General features: G+C 66.9%; 15 protein-coding genes and 1 pseudogene. 1 reads left to right on the top strand and 15 read right to left on the bottom strand.

Going from position 1 to position 18,127, the window contains the following annotated elements; translation table 11 throughout:
- Nucleotides 1–5: 5 nt before the first annotated feature.
- From EB084_01255 to EB084_01285, 7 genes are all read right to left on the bottom strand, one after another.
- Nucleotides 6–659: an MBL fold metallo-hydrolase gene (locus EB084_01255; protein ID NDD26883.1), complete on the bottom strand. Its 654-nt coding sequence runs from the start codon at nucleotides 657–659 to the stop codon at nucleotides 6–8.
- Nucleotides 656–1,579 (bottom strand): succinate--CoA ligase subunit alpha, encoded by a 924-nt coding sequence (sucD, locus tag EB084_01260; protein ID NDD26884.1) that lies wholly within the window; start codon nucleotides 1,577–1,579, stop codon nucleotides 656–658. The genes EB084_01255 and sucD overlap by 4 nt, the downstream gene beginning before the upstream one ends.
- Nucleotides 1,580–1,589: 10 nt before the next feature.
- Nucleotides 1,590–2,738 carry an ADP-forming succinate--CoA ligase subunit beta gene (locus EB084_01265; GenBank protein ID NDD26885.1) on the bottom strand — a complete coding sequence of 383 codons (1,149 nt, stop codon included), beginning with the start codon at nucleotides 2,736–2,738 and terminating at the stop codon, nucleotides 1,590–1,592.
- A 78-nt stretch (nucleotides 2,739–2,816) separates the two neighbouring features.
- Nucleotides 2,817–3,266, bottom strand: coding sequence for a cobalamin B12-binding domain-containing protein (locus EB084_01270; GenBank protein NDD26886.1), 450 nt, complete (start codon nucleotides 3,264–3,266; stop codon nucleotides 2,817–2,819).
- Between the two features lie 2 nt (nucleotides 3,267–3,268).
- Nucleotides 3,269–4,285 carry a methylmalonyl Co-A mutase-associated GTPase MeaB gene (gene meaB, locus EB084_01275; protein ID NDD26887.1) on the bottom strand — a complete coding sequence of 339 codons (1,017 nt, stop codon included), beginning with the start codon at nucleotides 4,283–4,285 and terminating at the stop codon, nucleotides 3,269–3,271.
- A 375-nt stretch (nucleotides 4,286–4,660) separates the two neighbouring features.
- Nucleotides 4,661–6,355: a methylmalonyl-CoA mutase gene (locus tag EB084_01280; GenBank protein NDD26888.1), complete on the bottom strand. Its 1,695-nt coding sequence runs from the start codon at nucleotides 6,353–6,355 to the stop codon at nucleotides 4,661–4,663.
- A gap of 95 nt (nucleotides 6,356–6,450) precedes the next feature.
- On the bottom strand, nucleotides 6,451–7,578 hold the full coding sequence (locus EB084_01285) for a DEAD/DEAH box helicase (GenBank protein ID NDD26889.1): 1,128 nt from the start codon (nucleotides 7,576–7,578) through the stop codon (nucleotides 6,451–6,453).
- 182 nt (nucleotides 7,579–7,760) lie between these two features.
- On the opposite strand from EB084_01285, the gene EB084_01290 reads away from it, so the two are divergent.
- Nucleotides 7,761–8,825, top strand: a complete 1,065-nt coding sequence (locus EB084_01290; protein NDD26890.1) for a hypothetical protein — start codon at nucleotides 7,761–7,763, stop codon at nucleotides 8,823–8,825.
- Between the two features lie 23 nt (nucleotides 8,826–8,848).
- On the opposite strand, the gene EB084_01295 is transcribed toward EB084_01290, so the two are convergent.
- From EB084_01295 to EB084_01330, 8 genes and pseudogenes are all read right to left on the bottom strand, one after another.
- A complete protein-coding gene (locus EB084_01295; protein ID NDD26891.1) occupies nucleotides 8,849–10,261 on the bottom strand; it encodes an FAD-dependent oxidoreductase in 1,413 nt (470 codons plus the stop codon).
- Between the two features lie 34 nt (nucleotides 10,262–10,295).
- A pseudogene (locus EB084_01300) lies at nucleotides 10,296–10,751 on the bottom strand (hypothetical protein).
- Between the two features lie 457 nt (nucleotides 10,752–11,208).
- Nucleotides 11,209–12,579, bottom strand: a complete 1,371-nt coding sequence (locus EB084_01305; protein NDD26892.1) for a cytidine deaminase — start codon at nucleotides 12,577–12,579, stop codon at nucleotides 11,209–11,211.
- Nucleotides 12,485–13,669 carry a hypothetical protein gene (locus EB084_01310; GenBank protein NDD26893.1) on the bottom strand — a complete coding sequence of 395 codons (1,185 nt, stop codon included), beginning with the start codon at nucleotides 13,667–13,669 and terminating at the stop codon, nucleotides 12,485–12,487. The genes EB084_01305 and EB084_01310 overlap by 95 nt, the downstream gene beginning before the upstream one ends.
- A gap of 52 nt (nucleotides 13,670–13,721) precedes the next feature.
- Nucleotides 13,722–16,382, bottom strand: coding sequence for a hypothetical protein (locus EB084_01315; GenBank protein ID NDD26894.1), 2,661 nt, complete (start codon nucleotides 16,380–16,382; stop codon nucleotides 13,722–13,724).
- 20 nt (nucleotides 16,383–16,402) lie between these two features.
- Entirely contained in the window at nucleotides 16,403–17,257 is an 855-nt protein-coding gene (locus EB084_01320; protein ID NDD26895.1) for a hypothetical protein, read from the bottom strand.
- Nucleotides 17,254–17,856 carry a hypothetical protein gene (locus EB084_01325; protein NDD26896.1) on the bottom strand — a complete coding sequence of 201 codons (603 nt, stop codon included), beginning with the start codon at nucleotides 17,854–17,856 and terminating at the stop codon, nucleotides 17,254–17,256. Before EB084_01325 ends, EB084_01320 begins: the two co-directional genes overlap by 4 nt.
- A gap of 115 nt (nucleotides 17,857–17,971) precedes the next feature.
- A partial coding sequence (locus EB084_01330; GenBank protein NDD26897.1) for a two-component sensor histidine kinase occupies nucleotides 17,972–18,127 on the bottom strand: 156 nt, incomplete at its 5' end.

The raw sequence follows: 18,127 nt of genomic DNA on the forward strand, positions 1-18,127 counted from the left end.
CTCGGCTACATGGTGGGGGTGAGAACGAAGATGGTCTGCTGCACCGGAAGCGAGGCGCGCGTGATCTCGAGAACACCTGAGCGAACGCGCTCGACGCGTCTGTGGCCCTCGAGAAACGGCTCGACATCGTCGATGGGGAAGCGATCGCGGCGGGTGCTGGCGGTGCGATAGTGCATGGGAATGACCACACGAGGGTCGAGCATGTCGACCACCGCTCGGGCGGCCCGTCCATCTACGGTGAACGGGGGGCCGCCAACGGGCACCAGGGCGATGTCGACCGGGCGAAGCTCGGCCACCTGATCGACATCGAGCAGGTGACCGAGATCGGAGAGATGCGCCACACGGAGCCCGTCGAGCGAGAACGTCATCATGTTCACCATGCCCCGCTCTCGCCCGCCCACGGCATCGTGGGCGGCGAGAACGCCGTGCACGGGCAGGCGCGCGTCGCCCCGCGCACCACTCCCCTGCACCACCGTGGTGCGCCCAGTGACCGCCGACAGGTTGTCGTGGTCGACGTGCGCGTGGGTGATGAGCGTGTAGTCGGCGCGGCGCGACGGCACCTTGGGGCCGACGCTCTCGTCGTACGGGTCGATGAGCACCGTCATCCCCCCTGCGTCACGCAGGTGGAAGCACGAGTGCCCGAGGTACTCGATGATCAAACAGCAGCGCCCGCGGGAGGGGCAAAGACCACACCCTGGGCCTTCAAGAGCTCGGCGACCTTCTCCACCAGTTCGCTGGTGGTGTCGGCCACGTGCACCCCGGCCTGCTGGAACGCCTCGACCTTGGCTTTGGCGGTTCCCTTGTTGCCAGAGACGATGGCGCCCGCATGACCCATGCGCTTTCCGGGCGGAGCCGTGCGACCTGCGATGAACGCAACGGTGGGAATCTTGTGCAGACCGATGTACTCGGCCGCCTCTTCCTCCTGGGTTCCACCGATCTCGCCGACGAGCACCACGACCTTGGTCTCGGGATCCTTGTGGAACTGCTCGAGCGTCTTCTTGAACGACGTGCCGTTCACCGGGTCGCCCCCGATGCCCACGCAGGTCGACTGACCGAGACCCGCGCGGGTGAGCTCATCGACCACCTGGTAGACCAGGGTCCCGCTGCGCGAAACGAAGCCCACCGGCCCGCGAGAGAAGATGTTGCCCGGCATGATGCCGATCTTGCACTCGCCCGGCGTGATGAGGCCCGGGCAGTTGGGGCCGATGAGCTGCACGCCGCACTCCTCGACCACCGCGCGGGCTCGCACCATGTCGTGCACGGGGATGCCCTCGGTGATGCACACGATGAGACCGACCTTGTTCATCGCGGCCTCGATGATGGCGTTCGCGGCGAACGGCGGGGGCACGAAGATCACCGAAGCGGTGACCTTCGGGTGGGCGGCGAGGGCCTCGCGCACCGAGTTGTAGACGGGCACGGAGTGCTCGCCCTCGACGAAGTGCGTGCCGCCCTTGCCCGGCGTGACGCCGCCCACGACGAGGCTGCCGTAGCCGAGCATCTGGCGGGTGTGAAACCCGCCTTCCTTGCCCGTGATGCCCTGAACGATGATCTGGGTGTCCTTGTTGATCAGAATGCTCATGCGACTCTCCTCAGTTGGCGGCCGAGCCGTTGATCAGCTCGACGATCTTGCGGGCGGCCTCGCCCATGGTCTCAGCGGGGACGAAACGGCTGCCCTCGAGCAGCTTGCGCCCTTCTTCAGAGCGGGTGCCGGAGAGACGCACCACGATGGGCACCTTGATGTCCATCTCAGCGGTGGCCTCGAGCATTCCCTTGGCCACCTCGTCGCCTCGGGTGATGCCGCCGAAGATGTTGAACAGCACGCCCTTCACGTTGGGGTCGCCCAGCACCGTCTCGAGAGAGGTGCGCACCACCTTGGCGTTGGCGCCGCCCCCTACGTCGAGGAAGTTGGCCGGCTTGCCGCCCTCGCGGCTCACCATGTCGAGGGTGGTCATCACAAGGCCCGCGCCGTTGCCGATGATGCCCACGTTGCCGTCGAGGCGAACATAGGCGAGCCCTTTGGCCTGCGCCTCGCGCTCGATAACGTCATCGTTGGCGATCTCCTGCATCTCGTGCATGTGCGGCAGGCGGAAGAGCGCATTGTCGTCAACGTTGAACTTGGCGTCAGCCGCCATGACACGGCCGTCCTTGGTGATGGCGAGCGGGTTGACCTCGGCCAGCACCGAGTCGTTGGCCATGTACGCCGCATAGAGCGCCTTCACCAGACCGCTCAGCTCCTTGCGTGCTTCGGGCGTGAGCTCGTCGACGCGCCAGGCCAGATCGCTGACCTGCCAGTCGAGAAGACCGAGCACCGGATGAATCGGGTAGCGGAAGATCATCTCCGGGTTCTTCTCGGCCACCTCTTCGATGTCGACGCCGCCCATGGGGCTGAACATCATGAGGTGCTGGTTGTTGCTGCGGTCGAGCACGAAGCCGAGATAGAACTCGCGCGCGATCTCGATGGCCTCCTCGACCAGCACCTTGTGCACGGTGAGGCCCTTGATGTCCATGCCGATGATGGCCTGCGCCGCCGCCAGCGCCTCTTCTTTGGTACCGGCCAGCTTGATGCCGCCGGCCTTGCCGCGGCCGCCGACGTGCACCTGGGCCTTCACAGCCACCTTCTTGCCGATCTTGGCGGCGATCTCGGCGGCCTCTTCGGGCGTCGAGGCCACCTGGCCCTGCGGTTGCGGCACGTTGTGCTTGCGCAGCAGGTCCTTTGCCTGGTACTCGTGGATCACCATGTGGGTTTCTCCTCCTGTATGCCGTTCACGCGCTCGGGCGTGGGTTCTGGAACTGCGATGGGGTGTGCGATGGGTGCCTCAGCCTCGAGCGGCGCGTCGCGCGGCCAGGGTCGCTCGCAGGTAGGCGACGATGTCGTCGAGCGGTGAGCCAGGGCCGAAGAGCCGACCGATGCCGCGCTCGCACAGCACGCGGGCGTCTTCATCAGAGATGATGCCGCCACCCGTCACGAGGACGTCGCCGGCCCCCTTCTCGTCGAGCAGGGCCTTGACCCGCGGGAAGATGGTCATGTGGGCGCCGCTCAAGATGGAGAGGGCCACCGCGTCGACATCTTCTTGAAGGGCCGCTTCGACGATCATCTCCGGGGTCTGGAACAGCCCGGTGTAGATGACCTCGAACCCAGCGTCGCGCAGGGCTCTGGCCACCACCTTCACCCCTCTGTCGTGACCATCGAGACCCGGCTTTGCCACCAGCACCTTGAAGCGGTGCTCGGTCTCCTGCGCAAGGGGGTGCTGCAGCGATTCGGTCATGGTCATGTCCTCTCTCCCGTACACACGCTGTGGGCGCGAGCGCTCCCGTTCCAGACCTGATCGAGAAAGGCAGAGGCGGCGTCGAAGGCCGGCACCGCTCCCTCGACCACCTCGCCCGCGAGCCGATCGAGCAGGGCGGCGTGCGCGGGACGAGCCCACACCGCCTCCTCGATGCGCGAAGCGATCATCTCGCGCAGGCGCGCGCGGGCCTGTCGCACGCGACGCTGGCTCCAGATGCCCGTGGCCTCGAGCCACGCGCGATAGCGCAGGCAGGCCTCAACCAGCTCGCTGACGCCCGCGTCTTCAGTCGCGGTGGTCTTGAGCACGGGCACCTCCCACGGGGTTGCGCCCGTGGGCGTGAGCGCGCCGTAGCGACCGCGCATGAGGGCGCCGCTGCCCACGATGTCGAGGAAGTCGAGCAGCTCGGCCTCCATGCGCTCGGCACCTGGGCGGTCGGCTTTGTTCACGACGAGGATGTCAGCCACCTCCATGAGGCCGGCCTTGATCATCTGCACCCCGCTACCCGATTCCGGCGTGAGCACCACGCAGGTGACGTCGGCGCCCCGAGACACCTCGAGCTCAGACTGTCCCACCCCCACCGTCTCAAAGAAGATGACGTCTTGCCCCAGGGCATCGAGCACGTCGGCCGCCTCCACCGTGGCGCGGGCCAGTCCGCCCAGCGCCCCGCGGCTCGCCATGCTGCGCATGAACACGCCCGGATCAGACGTCGCCGCGTTCATGCGCACCCGGTCGCCGAGCAGCGCGCCGCGGGTGAACGGGCTCGACGGATCGACCGACAGGATGCCCACGCGCAGGCCCCGACGGCGGCAGTCGACGGCAAGGCGGTCGACCAGCGTGCTCTTGCCCGCGCCCGGGGGGCCCGTCACCCCGATGCGAAACGCCCGCCCGGTGTGCGGCATGAGGGCCGACAGCAGGTGCGGCGCGATGGGGGCGGCGTCTTCGAGCCACGTGATGGCGCGCGCGGCTGCGATGCGGTCGCCCGAGGTGATGGCGTCCACCGCGGCGCGGGCGCGCGCTACCAGATCAGACGCCAGGGGGGAGGTGTCGGTCAATGCGGAGGGCTCCTGTGAAATCCGACGGGTATTGGCAGGTGCGCGGGCCGATTCCTGTCACGCTCCACGCCGACCTGCAATTCGCACGGCGGCACAGTGACGCCCCCACGACCAGACCCGTCCGCGACACCGATGTAACAATCTGCCAGACCGACGGTCAGTACAAGCAGTGAAGGAGAGACACCCGATGCGCCTGCAACCCTCGCTCGTGACCCAGGCCCAGCTGAAAGCCCTGCAGCTCAATCGCGCGCTGACACGCCAGAGCCGCGCGCCGCAGCGCAGAATCGTCCCCTCGCCTGCTCGTGCCGCCGAGGCGGGCGATCAGAAGATGGCCGGCTCCCGATAGCCTCCGAACACCCCGCGCATGGCCTCGACGATCTCGCCCAGGGTGGCGTAGCGTCGCACGGCCTCGAGCACGGGCTCGACCAGGTTCGAGCCGTCACGGGAGGCCTGGGCCACCGCGTCGAGGGCCTGCTGGCAGGCCGCCGCGTCGCGGGACGCGCGGCGCTGCTGAGTGCGCGCCGACTGGCGCTGCTCGACGTCTTCGCCGATCTTGAGAATGGGGATCTCGATCTGATCATCGGTCTCGACGAAGTCGTTCACCCCCACGATGATGCGCTTCTTGGCCTCGACCTCGCGCTGGAAGTCGTAGGCGGCGCGGCCGATCTCGCGCTGGAAGAACCCGCTGCGAATGGCGTCGAGCACGCCACCCTCGGTCTGGATGCGGGTGAAGTAGGCCTCAGCCGCCTCTTCCATGGCGTTGGTGAGCGACTCGACGTAGTACGAACCGGCCAGCGGATCAACGGTGTCCGGAACCCCGGTCTCGTGGGCGAGGATCTGCTGGGTGCGCATGGCGATGCGCGCCGCCTTCTCGCTGGGAAGGGCGAGGGTCTCGTCCATGCTGTTGGTGTGCAGCGACTGCGTGCCGCCCAGCACCGCAGCCAGGGCCTGGTAGGCCACGCGCACGATGTTGTTCTCCGGCTGCTGCGCCGTGAGGCTAACCCCCGCCGTCTGGCTGTGGAAGCGCATGAGCCACGAGCGCGGGTTCTTGGCGCCGTAGCGATCGCGAAGGTGCTTCGCCCAGATGCGCCGCGCGGCGCGCAGCTTGGCGATCTCCTCGAAGAAGTCGTTGTGGATGTCGAAGAAGAACGACAGGCGCGGCGCGAACATGTCGACATCGAGACCGCGGTCACGCGCGTGCTCGACGTAGCAGAAGCCGTCGGCCAGGGTGAAGGCCAGCTCTTGCACGGCGGTGGCCCCCGCCTCGCGGATGTGGTAGCCGCTGATGGAGATGGGGTTGTACGAAGGCATCTCCCTGGCGCACCACTCGATCATGTCGACGATGATGCGCATGTGGGGCTCCGGCGGGAAGAGCCACTCCTTCTGGGCGATGTACTCCTTGAGGATGTCGTTCTGGATGGTGCCGCGCAGCTGGCTCGGCGTCACGCCCTGGCGCTCGGCCGCCACCACGTACATGGCGAAGAGCACCAGCGCCGGACCGTTGATGGTCATCGAGACGCTCACCTTGTCGAGGGGGATGCCCTTGAAGAGGATCTCCATGTCCTCGAGGGTGTCGATGGCCACACCGCAGCGGCCCACCTCACCGAGGCTGTGCGCATGATCGGAGTCGAGCCCCATGAGCGTGGGCATGTCGAAGGCCACCGACAGGCCGGTCTGACCGCGCTCGAGCAGGTAGTGGTAGCGCGCGTTGGTCTGCTCAGGGTTGGCGAAGCCGCTGAAGAGGCGGGTGGTCCACAGCTGACCGCGGTACATGGTGTCGTAGACGCCGCGGGTGAAGGGGAACTCGCCCGGATAGCCGATGTCGCGGGCGAAGTCGACACCGCGAAGCGCCGACGGATCGTACAGGGGCTCTATCTGCATCCCGGACGAGTTCGTGAACAGCCCATCGCGCTGGGCCGCACGCCGTCCATTGGCGCCCGTGCCCTGCGTGCGGTCGAGCCAGCGCTTGCGAGCGGCGCGAATCGCCTCGATGTCTTGCTGCTGGATGGTTTCCATGGGTGAGCCTCCTGTGTGTGCGCTGTGATGTTCAGGAGGTGCCTTCGCCTCGGCCTGCACGCGATCCCTGCGCCGTCACCCCCTCGGCGCCTGTCTCAGACGACCGCCTCGGCGTCCCACGGGTGACGCGGGATGGGCTTTATGAGGCCGCGTTGCAGCTGACGCCACTTGTCAGCGTCGGTGGGTGAGAGCAGCGTGACGGCCCGCCCCTTGCGCCACATGCGCCCCGTTCGACCCACCCGATGGGTCAGCAGCTCGGCGGTCTCGGGAAGCTCGTAGTTGATGACCAGATCGACATGGTCGACGTCGATGCCCCGTGCGGCCACGTTCGTGGCGAGCAGAATCGGAACCGCGCCGCTGCGGAAGTCGGCCATGACCCGGTCACGGGCGTTCTGGCTCAGGTTGCCCTGCAGCGCCGCGGCGGGATAGCCGAGCGCAACCAGCTGTCGCGCAAGCTTCTTGACCCCGTGCTTGGTGCGACCGAACACGATGGCTGATCCGCCGCTCGAGCGCGTGTCGAGCAGCCGACGAAGCGCATCGAGCTTTCCCGTGCCGGCGAGCTCGTAGGCGCGATGCTCGATGTCGGGCTGCTCGCGCGGGGCCGTGTCGAGCTGCACCCGCACCGGATCAACCAGGTGCTTCGTGCTGGTGTCGAGCACCCACTTCGGGACCGTGGCCGAGAAGAGCGCCGTCTGGCGGCTCTTGGGAAGGCGAGCGAGGATGCGCTCGACGTCGGGCGCAAATCCGCGGTCGAGCATCTCGTCGGCTTCATCGAGCACGAAGTAGTGCACCTTGCTCACATCGAGAGAGCCGCGGTTGATGAGATCGAGCACGCGCCCCGGCGCGCCCACCACGACCTGGGCGCCACGCTTCAGCGCGGTCTCCTGGGTGCTGATGGCGCGCCCACCGAACGCGAGAACGGTGCGGATGCCGCAGGGGGTGCCCAGCGCTTCGACCACGCTGCCCACCTGGGTGGCCAGCTCGCGGGTGGGCGTGAGCACGAGCGCCTGCACCTCGCGCCGGCGGGGACTGACGAACTCGATGAGAGGAATGGCAAAGGCGAGGGTCTTGCCGGAACCGGTGCGGGCCTGCCCGATGACGTCGCGCTCCTCGAGCAGCGGCGGCAGCGCCTGCGATTGAATGGGGGTGGGCGTGGTCACGCCCATCGCGGTGAGCGCCGCCATGGTGGTGGGGCGGAGCTTGAAAGGTCTGAAGTCGTCCAAGTGTGGTGTTCCTCTGTTCTTGTGAGTCCACTGCGCCGCTGGCGAAAGATCCAGCAGAGGGGGCACGCATGCCCGTCATCGTGTGAACGCGTTGATGCTATCACAAGTTGTCAAGACACGGGGAAAGCCCTCCTCCGAGGGGGGAGGCTTGCCGCTGCCCACCAGGACGAACGCATCGTGCAATGGAAGACAGCGCCATCTCACCGTCGGAGGCCACATCCTTGCGCATCTCCCGCCTTCTCTGCCTGCTGACTCTCCTGCTGGCCATCGCTGCCCCCGCCAGCGCAGCCCCTGCTGACCCGTCGGTCGGGCTCGAGGTGCTCTCACCCGCCGACAAAGCCAGGATCATGCCCGGAGAGCGCATCGACGTCCGGATAAAGGTGAGCGATCCGCTGCAGCTGGTGCGTCACGTGTTCGTGCGCGTGGCCGCCCCAGGCAACCACATCCTGAACGCCGAGCAAGACGCATCTGCCCCTCGTGGCGGCCAGGGCGACACCTGGTCGAAGACCATCGACCTTCCCGTGTCGGCAGCCTCCGGGAGATACGTGCTGCGTGTCGAGGCGATGGGTGACGGCAACACGCCCCTGCAGTGGAGCACCCTGTCGTTCGAGGTGGGCAGCGCGGCCTTCGGCCTTCGCCTGATCAGCCCCGCAGATGGCACGGTGGTCAGTCGAAACGACACCATCAACGCGACGATCCAGCTCGAAGACCCTCGTCGCAAGGCCCGCCGGGTCTTCATCACCCTCGAAGATCCAAAGACGAAGCAGATCCTCAACGGCGATCGGGAAGCCGACCGTAAGGGCAACCTCTGGATCCGCAGCATCCATGTGCCCGCCACCGCGGCGCCTGGGGTCTACCGCATCGTGGTCATCGTCTACGGCGAGGGACGGGAGGTGCTCGCCACCCAGACCCGTCCCGTGAACGTCTCGATGGCGCCGGTGCGCCTGTCCGACGTGGTGCTCGACCCGTCTGGGGGGATTCGTCCCGGCAGCATCGTCAAGCTTCAGGCGACACTGGCCGACCCTCGTGGCATCGTGCGCCGCGTTGCGGTCACGGTGCTGCCTCCAACGGGCCGCGCGCTTGCCCGAAGCCAGTCGGCGAAGCGCAGCGGCGACACGTTCAGCTACGAGATCTCGCTTGACGATGACGCGCCCGGCGGCACCTACACGGTGGAGGTCGAGGCCCTGGGGCAAGGCGACGAGGTGGTGGCCAGCCGCCGGCTCAGCTTCCCTGTGCGGCTGCGCTGAGTCTCAGGGCGCGGCCGCCTCGTTCAGCGGGGACGGGCGTCGTCGAAGCGATCTGCGAGCTTCATCGCCCCGCGAATGCCCTGGGCCAGCACCCAGCGAAACGGATCGGGAGGCGTTGGGGGCACGAAGCGATTGACGAAGAACTGCCGCGTCAGCTCGGTGTCACGCTCGAGAACGAGGTCGCTGAGCACGTTTCCCGCCATGGTCATGAGCGCCACGCCGTGCCCCACGCAGCCCAGGCTGTAGACGATGCGCCGATCGCTGCCGAGCCAGCCCATGGCCGGGGCGAAATCGAGCGGAACCGACACCGGTCCGCCCCAGTGATGGGTGAATCGCACGCCCCGCAGCGATGGAAAGACGCGCGCCACGTGCGCCCGAAGCGCGGCGGCCGCCGCCTCGTTCTGGTCGCGCCCGAACCCACCCCCGAGGTAGTAGAACGCGTCTCCGCCGCCCATGAGGAGTCGGTTGTCTGGGGTGAGGCGATAGTAGTGGATGAGGGCGCGTGCGTCTTCGATGCCCTCGCGACCGTGCCATCTGATGGGCGCAAGACGAGCGTCGTCGAGAGGCTCGGTGACCACGATGTAGGTGAAGACCGGGAACTGCTTCGACGCGAGCGACGGGAACAGCGATGACCATGCATTGGTTGCCAGAACCACACGTGCGGCCTCGATCTGCGCTTCCTCGGTCTCGACGAGCACCGGTGCGGTGAAGGGTCGCGACACGCGCACAGCGCGAACCGGGACGCCCTCATGAATCTCTGCCCCCGCTTCGCGAGCCAGCCTTCCGAGCGCATGCGCGAGACGGGCCGGATTCACCAATGCGCTATGCGCCTCCCATCGCGCCCCCCGATATGCGGGAGACTCGACGCGCGCTCGCGTTGCCGCCGCGTCGAGCCACTCCACATCGTCGATGCCCGCGCTCCGTGCCGTCGCGATCTCGCTCTGCAGGCGCTTCTCGTAGGCTTTCGAGGTCGCGACCGTGAGCAGACCGCTCATCTCGAAATCGCACTGTACGCCGTCGTCGCGAACAAGACGCTCCACATTTGAGACCGCACGCTTCATGAACGCGTGCGCCTCTCTCGCCCGCTGCTTGCCGAACCGCAGCACCGTGGTCTGCACCGTGAGGCCGAACAAGGTCATGGCAAAGCCCGCGTTTCGACCACTGGCACCGTGACCGATGGCACACCCGTCGAGCACCAGAACCCGAAGGCTCGGCTCGCTGCGACGCAGGGCAAGCGCCGTAGACAGGCCGGCAAATCCGGCGCCGACCACGACCACATCGACCCGATGACGCCCACGCAACGGCGGGGTAGGGGCATCGACGACGCCACAGGTCTCGAGCCAGAAGCTCGGAGGAGGGGGTGGAACAGTCACCCGGAGCCCTTCTGCACCCGCGCCATCGCCTCCCTCCACGGCCGCCCCGACACCCGTGATCATTCGTCGGCGGGCGCACTGTACCAGGTCGCAGCCGCGACGTTGTGAGGTCGCCGCCCATGGCGTGATGGAGCCTGCGCCCCAGGTCTTGCGCCAGGAATCGCGTGGTGGTGACCACCTCGAGACCGTCGGGGGTGGTCTCAATGTCAATGATGCGCCCCAGGGGATTCTTGCGCATCTCGCGATGCGCCTCTGCGTGTAGCAGATTGAGAATCTCGTCGGCGCGCCGCAGCGCCCCCTTGCCGCGAAGCGAGAGGATGCCATCCGCGCGCCTGTGCCGCACGGCGAGGCATCCGGGACAGGTGACGCGGTGGGTTTCAGCCTGCTCGAGCAGCGTCGACGCGCGCGCGTCGTCAAATCGCCAGTGCTTGTCATCGTGAATGGCGTGGCACTGCTGGCAGATGGCGAGACCGTCGACCTCCTTGTGCTTGAACTCGCGCTGTGGGTACAGCTCAGACTCGACATGGGTGACATTTCGGGTAGGTCTGTGCATGATGGGCCGTCTCCTCCACTCACAGTCTACCCGTTCCGGTCGATACCGCCGCGGCCTGCTCTGGTCGGCTTCTCAGCGCGCGCATGCGCTGCCCGGCGCAGATTCGCACGCGGGAGGAATCAGGTGAGGCCTGACGGAAAAAGGGGGCGACCGAATCGCACCCTCAGAGAATGGTGCGCGTGCGACGCTCCCAAAGGGCTGTCCCCGCGGGAAGGCTGAGTGCAATCCGGATTCGGCCAGGGAGGTGAAAGACGATGGCAACCGGCAAGAAACCCGCGGGCAGCGCCCCGGCGAAGAGTACGACCGAGAAGAAGGCCCCCCCCAAGAAGGGCGGCGGCAAGGCGAAAGAGATGTGATCGCCGCACGGGCGAGAACGACGAAGGCGCGACCAAAGTCGCGCCTTCTTGCATTCTGCGCACCGTCCGCAGACCGCGCCCCCGTGGTCGGGTCGCTCGGCTCAGGCTTGATCCGCCAGGCGCACATCGAAGCGCGCCTGCGGCTGAACGGCATCGAGCAGCGCCCGTGTCGCCGCCTGCTGCGAAGCAGGGGCGCCAGCCTTCTCGACGAGCACCACGTGCGCGATGTCATCGTAGCGACGTCCTTGCGCCACCAGCTCCACCAGGGCCGCCTGCAGCGGCGACAGGCTCGGATTGAAGGCCGCGTTCTCGGCGTAGCGCCCGCTCAGCACGGTTGCGTCAGACAGGCGCACCGCCACACCAGACGGGCTGTGACTGTAGGGCGCGTACGACGCGCGCGCCGCCTCGAGAGCCGCGGCATCGAGGGCTTCGTCATCGCCAGACGCGGGGGGGCGCCCTTGGAGCGAATTCATCTGGTGGGTGAGAAGCCCCCCCGTCACGCCCAGGTCGCCCGGCCCGAACGACGCGGGAAGCAGCTCACGAAGCGGCGTGGGCGGGCTGCTGGGGGTGAGTATCATCAGATCGCTCCCCCCGTTCACCTCGTTGAGCCACTGACGGCAGTGCCCGCATGGAGCCGCTGAGACGGCCAGCATCTCGAGGCGCTCCTCCCCGTTTCGAAGCGCATTCGCCACCGTGAACTGCTCGCCGTGAACCGTCTGGTTGAGGGCGTTCCCTCCGAACTCGAGATTGACACCCAGGTAGATGTTGCCGCTCTTTCCGAGGCCCGCCGCCCCCACCTGGTAGTTCGAGATGGGCGGTCGCGCATACTCCCGCGCGACGGGAACCAGGGCCTGCAGCAGCGCGGCGCGATCGATGCCGAGACGGCGCTGCAGCTCGGCCACCTTCTCGGCCGAGATCACGAACGGGTGCTCCGGGAGAAGGGCTTTGAGACGCGCCGTGAGATCAGCGGGCTGCGGTGCGGCAGCGCTCATGAGCGACACCGCCACACCGGCCGTGCCGCCGGCAAGCGCGCACGCCGCGGTGGCTGACCGGGCATGGCTGCCTCCCTGGGCACCCGGACCAGCGCTGCACACGCAGACGGGTCCGCAGGAGCACCGCGCAGCAGACGCGGTGGGTGAAGAGACGCCGCACGATGCACCGCCCGAGATGCGCACCGCATCATCGACAGGCACGTTGCCCTCGTGACCATCTGCTTCGCGGGGTGAGCCGGCTGAACGCGCGCTCGAGACCGATGTCGATGAAGGGGTGCGCTTGATCTGCATGGACGACTGCCTCCAGGCATTGAAACTGGAGCCCCAGCGTACCACACATGACAGGTTCGGTCGAGGGGGGAGGTGTGAACGGGCCGCACAACTCTCATCGAGCTCCCCCTTCCACCGGCATGAGATCGCCCTCCCCATCGACGGCATAGACCTGGGGGGTGAGCGCCATCGGATCTTCGAGCCAGGCATCGAACAGGTCTTCGCCCACAAACTCGAGCCAGGCGTCAAAATCTGCAGAGAACGCAATCAGCACACTGGCGCTCGGCACGACCACGCGCCAGCCGTCTCCGAGCGCGCGCGTGAGCGTCTCGCGACGTTCCTCGAGCAGGAGAAGCGAGGGGGCCAGGCCTTCACCATCCTCGCAGACCACGACGCGCCCCCCGCACGGCGCCCGCGTGACGTCGAAACGGCAAGGCGCAAGTCGGCGCCGCAGGTTCTCGCGCGCCTCGGCCTCGACATCGGCCGCCGCCGTGCGCCACCCCGCGCACTCCGCCCGCGTCACGAAGCGCAGGCCGTCCGGGACGTCGACAGCGAGATAGACGAACAATCCTGGCGCAAGCAATCGCCTCGCCATGACGTCACCGCACACGGCCGCCTGGTCGCCACAAGACGGCGCTTCTGCTTCAGGGGCGAGACCAACGCGCTCTCGCAGGACAGACGTACGAACCACGGGCAGGAGACCCGTTCTCACCGCCTCGAACGAGGCGCTTCCACGGTGCAGGCCATCGAGCCTGCGAATGCCCTCCACCTCGCGGGCGAGCTCGACCGCTCGGGCCTCTGGTCTCACATCCCAGGTGCGCACCAGGTTCTCGAGGGTGACCTCCCAGCCACGCTCTGAAGAAGCGATGCGAAACGGCTGGCTCGGACGCCAGTCCACTCCCATCGAAGGGCGCGAGGTGGCGCGAAGCGCTCGAAGCACCGCGAGCACGGCGGGATGCGGGGCCGGATCGATGCGAAGCCCCCCGAGAAGCGCGTCGACACGCGCGTCCTCGTCGTTCCGCGCAATCGCGTCAGCGGGTCGCTCGTGCTCGATGTGCACCACCGAGTGCGGACCAGCAACGACCCAGCGGCGGCGGACACGGCCGTCACACGCCTGCACCCGCAACCGCGCGGGCGCATCGCCAACCCGGCACGCCTCCCCTTCTCCGTCCACAGCGGCGCTGACAGCCCCCCCATCGTGGCACACCTCGGAGATGCGCACCACGCCACATCCGTCGGGGAGGTGCATGACGAGAGAGGCGTCCTCCCCGTCCTGCTCGTAGCGCCACGCTGCCGGCACGTCGAGGGAGAAATGCCCTTCCGGGCTCGAGAGCCGTCGCGCGGGCACCGCCCTACTTGGTGCCAGCCTTGGTCCCCGCGCTGTCGCCCAGCGCCACCACCACCCAGGTGATGGGAGCACGCAGCTGCTCGCGGGAGAAGGTCGGCAGCATGGGAGGGAGGGCGCTGCGCAACGAGAGATCGGAGTTGATGTTCTGCGTGATGTAGCCCGTGCCATCGGTGGTCGATTCGACGTCGGCGTACTGCCCCACGATGGAACCATTGAGCGTGAACTTGTTCGACCCCTTGTACTTCAGCCTCGGGCGCGGGATGCTCCCCTTGATGGCCCCCGTGGTGGCATCTGGCTGCGCGCCCAGGGCACGGTAGTACGGGTTGTTGCCGTTGCCCGACGTGCTCGACACCTGATTGAGGAAACCGCCATACTGAACGGAGCGGGTCATGCTCATCAGCACACCGTCGACTTTGAGCTCAGCGCTGGTGGTTGACTTCGACGATGACTGATCGCTGAGCAGGATGTAGTTCTGGGCCACGATGCCGAACGACCCGGTAGCCCCCGACATTGGCTTCGTGATGTTCCCCGTGATGCTCACGTTGCCCTCGCGCACGAGCGGCGCCTCGCTGGTGATGGCCGAAGGGTCGCTCGGGTTATAGTTCTTCTTCACGATGGTGCCGTTGGAGTCCTTCACGTTCACCGTTGAGGTGATGAGGTTGCCGCTCGAGTCGACAGAGGCGCACTGGGTGCCGATCTTCGACGGGTCATAGGCGGGCCACACGTACTTGTTGCTCACCGGATCAAGCACGGGCACCTGGGTGATGGCCCCTGAGATGGGATCGTGGGGGAAGAGGTAGTTGCCGCCGATCTTCGTCTCCCCGTCCACGTAGATGCCGCCACCGTTGCGCGTGAGATTGGTCTGATCATCCGGACGGATGAGCACGGGCTGGCCCTGCTGCGGGGTGAGCACGCCGTTCACCATCTTGGCGGGCGTGGCCACCGTGGGCCGATCGCTCGAGGCCGCTGCAACCACAGTGAAGTTCGGAGGCGCGGTGCCCTCGACCTCGACATTGCCGCCGTCGACGTAGAGCATGCCGTTCTTGAACTCGCTCACGGAGTGGCCGTTGGGGTCGAAGACACCGGAGGTGTCGACATCCTTGCCGGAGTAGGCCCCGATCTTGCGCACCGTGACCTTGCTGTTGCCACTGGTGTCGGTGCTGAAGGTTATCTTGACCCGGGCCACGCCGGGCGCCTTGATGGGCGATGACGACGTGTTGTCGAACTCGACATCGGAACCGGTGTTCGTCGATGACGTCACGGCCACCGCCCCCGTGCCGGGCGTGGCGACCTTGATGTACCCCAGCGAGTCCTGCTGGGCGACCTGCGACGCCCAGCCCGCTTTGAGCTGAGGAGCCCCCGTAGCCGAGCTGCACGACGCGTCGGTGGCGGAGTTCTGCACCACATAGCCCGTCATGTAGTCTGCGAGCGCGGGGAGTCCGCGGGTGGTAGACGCAAACGTCGGCGACTTCTGCCCGCCGAAGATCTTGCTCTTGTCGGCGTCAGAGATGTTGGCGTCGGTGAAGCTGAACGCGTCTGGCTGCGTTCCGCTGGGCGAGGTGGGCACCGTGAGATTCTGGTTGGCGTAGAGCTTGGCGGCAAAGCCGGACGAGTTACCGTTGATCTGCACCGAGTTGAGATCGGCCTGCGACGCGAGCACCTTCAGGCTGCCGGCCTTGCTCGCGAACTTGTCGCCGGGGGTGAGCGAACCGTCGGCGCGCATGTTGCCGTTGAGCTTGTAGTCCTTGGGAATGCCCACGGTATCGAGCTCCACGGTGTTGAACAGCTGCTGCAGCAGCCCCTTCTGCGACGCGTCGTTGACCGTGAGGCCGTTGTCTGCATAGCTGTTGTCGCCGTACTGGGCATTGATTCCAGGGGTGGTCCACGAGCGCATGTTCGACTCGTAGAGGGCGAAATCGACCGGGCTCTGGGGGCGGATGCGCACCGTGATGGAGCGCACGGCGGCGGCCTTCCCCATGTTGGGCTTCAGCTTGCCGTTCTCGGTGACGTAGAGCCCGGTGGTGTCTGCCTGGTGGAACACATAGGCAGTGCTCTTGAGCTTGTACTGCGCCGGCTGGCCCTGCATCTTGTTGCTGTTGCTGGCGTCGGGCGTGAGCCGCGAGAACTCGAGATCGAACACCCCGATGAGGTCTGCGGTGAGCTGCACCACAGCGCCGCCCTGAATCGCGGTCGTGAGCGCGCCGATGCTCTCGACGAACACGGGGTAGCCGTTGCTGTCATCGGTGACCGTGGCCGGAACGATGTCGAGGGTGCGGCCCATCCAGCTGATCTTCTTGTTGTTGGCGTCGTCCGCCTGACTCGTGTCGGTGCCCTGGAGGGTGTAGAGCTTATCGGCATAGCCCGTGGCCTTGTCACGCCCCGTGTAGCTGGCCCCGCTGGCATTGTAGGCCGAGGCGGCCCGCCACGCGCCGGGCAGCGACATGTACGAGGTGAGCCAGTTGATGCCGTACATGGCCACACCGCGCGCGGCCTGCAGCTCGCGATCGTTGCGGGTCTGACGGCTCTCGCCCACCGAGATGGCGATGAAGGTGGTGCCCAGGGTGAGCAGCGCCACGATGGTGAACATGGTGAGCAGCAGTGCCGACCCTCTCGTGGGTGCACCGCGACGACCGCGGGCGCGCTGCAGAGACCTTCGTGCTGACATGCCGACACGCTCCTCGTGGGTTATTGGAAGTGCTGGAGGGTGACCTCGGTGCTGATGTCCTTGCGGACCCGATCGTTCTGGTTGTCGGTGTTGTCCTGCGTGGTGCCCAGGTCGAAGAGATCGATGTGGGCGTTGCGCAGCGAGCCGAGATATCGCGATGCGGCGACCTTGACGGTGAAGTGATAGGGGTCGTAGACCGGATCGATGGTGGAGGCAGGGACGAGCGCGGCGTGGCTCACGCTGAACGACACCAGGTCGTCTGGCCCGGTGCAGGTGAGAACCTCCTGCCAGCCGGTGTCGGTGGTCGCGAGCCCCTGCGTGTTGCCAGGCGCGCCATACGTTGTGTCGAGGGCGCCCGGGTCGATGTACCAGCACGAGAGCCCCGCGTTCCCTGTCTTCTTCGGATCGCTGCCGTCGTACTTCACCTTGTTGTACCACGCCGCATACGGATAGGCCCGGCGGACGATGGCCCGCTTCGTCAGGGGCCCCGTCGTGCAGCGCGCGTAGCGCACGAGCACATAGCTGGTGCCGCTGGTGAGATCGAGATCTTCCACCTTCTGGAGCGCCGGCACGATGAAGGCGATGTCGTTCACGTTCGTCGGGTTCAGTGTCGACGGGCAGAGCACGGGGCTCTGAACGGCTGCAACACTGACCAGGGCAGGGAGCTGCAGCGCCATCGACGACTGGAGATCGCTGGAGAGGCGGTTCACGAACTCGCGCGTGCTCCGCTGGACATCGGTTCCCAGAACGCCGCGCTGGTGGGCGGTCATGCCGTACTTGAACAGTGCGAACGTGAGAAGCCCCGCAAGGACGAACCCGCCGATGGCGAAGAGTGTCTCGATGAGGGTGAACCCTCGGCGTGCAATGCCCTTCATTTCGCGATTGCGCTGGTCGACAGCGTCTTCACCGTGACCGAGCGGTTCTGCTTGCCCGAGGTGGCGGTGCCGCCAATGCGGAAGCCCGACATGGCCGCGCCTCGACGATACTCGAACCAGTAGACCGTGACGGTGATCTCGTCGCCCACGATCTGGGGGAGCAGCTGGCCGACCACGTTGGGGTCGGGAACGGAGTTGCTCGAGAAGGGGTTGGTGGTCTGCGAGCGGTTCACGATGGTGACGCTGGTGGCGTCGATCCAGAACTGGTTTGGCTGGGTGACCGCCGCTGCCGCGATGATGACCCCCTCCGGCAGCGATAGGCTGTGACCGGTGGCGGTGAACAGCGTGTTCAGGTTGGCCGTGGTGAGTGCGGTCGGATTGGTCGACGACGACTCGTACGCAGTCAGCGCATTGACCGAGAGGTTGGAGAACTGCTCGGCGATGGCGTTGGCGGCGCCGGTGGCCTTGGCCTGGGTGTGACTGGCGTAGTTCAGCCGATACCCGCTGGGAAAGGTGGCCGCAAACGCGATGATCACAACCGACATGAGCGACATGGCGATCATGATTTCGAGAATGGTGATGCCGCCGCGACGACGCAACCGAGACACGCAAGCCTCCCCTGCAGGCACCCGTACGGCCCTGCTTCGGCAGATTATCGCCACAAACCGGGGAAGAGTCAAGGGCATGGCGTCATCGCCACCCGCCTGCACTCGCCTACCCCGCGCTGGAAACGCCGTCCGCCTCATCGGCGTCCGCCAGGAGCGGGAAGCGCAGCCGGACCGTGGTCCCCTGCCCCACCTCGGAATCGACCTTGATGTCGCCGTCGTGCGCGGCCACCAGCTCGGCCACGATGGCAAGGCCCAGCCCCGT

Source organism: Pseudomonadota bacterium (assembly GCA_010028905.1).
Classification (GTDB): Bacteria; Vulcanimicrobiota; Xenobia; order RGZZ01; family RGZZ01; genus RGZZ01.

What these genes read in the sequence shown, in the direction of transcription:
- EB084_01295 (NDD26891.1), bottom strand. Translation starts at nt 10,261, where the DNA reads ATGATCACGGGTGTCGGGGCGGCCGTGGAGGGAGGCGATGGCGCGGGT.
- EB084_01315 (NDD26894.1), bottom strand. Translation starts at nt 16,382, where the DNA reads ATGTCAGCACGAAGGTCTCTGCAGCGCGCCCGCGGTCGTCGCGGTGCA.
- EB084_01305 (NDD26892.1), bottom strand. Translation starts at nt 12,579, where the DNA reads ATGCCTGGCTCGAAGATCCGATGGCGCTCACCCCCCAGGTCTATGCCG.
- EB084_01320 (NDD26895.1), bottom strand. Translation starts at nt 17,257, where the DNA reads ATGAAGGGCATTGCACGCCGAGGGTTCACCCTCATCGAGACACTCTTC.
- sucD (NDD26884.1), bottom strand. Translation starts at nt 1,579, where the DNA reads ATGAGCATTCTGATCAACAAGGACACCCAGATCATCGTTCAGGGCATC.
- EB084_01280 (NDD26888.1), bottom strand. Translation starts at nt 6,355, where the DNA reads ATGGAAACCATCCAGCAGCAAGACATCGAGGCGATTCGCGCCGCTCGC.
- EB084_01270 (NDD26886.1), bottom strand. Translation starts at nt 3,266, where the DNA reads ATGACCGAATCGCTGCAGCACCCCCTTGCGCAGGAGACCGAGCACCGC.
- EB084_01265 (NDD26885.1), bottom strand. Translation starts at nt 2,738, where the DNA reads ATGGTGATCCACGAGTACCAGGCAAAGGACCTGCTGCGCAAGCACAAC.
- EB084_01290 (NDD26890.1), top strand. Translation starts at nt 7,761, where the DNA reads ATGGAAGACAGCGCCATCTCACCGTCGGAGGCCACATCCTTGCGCATC.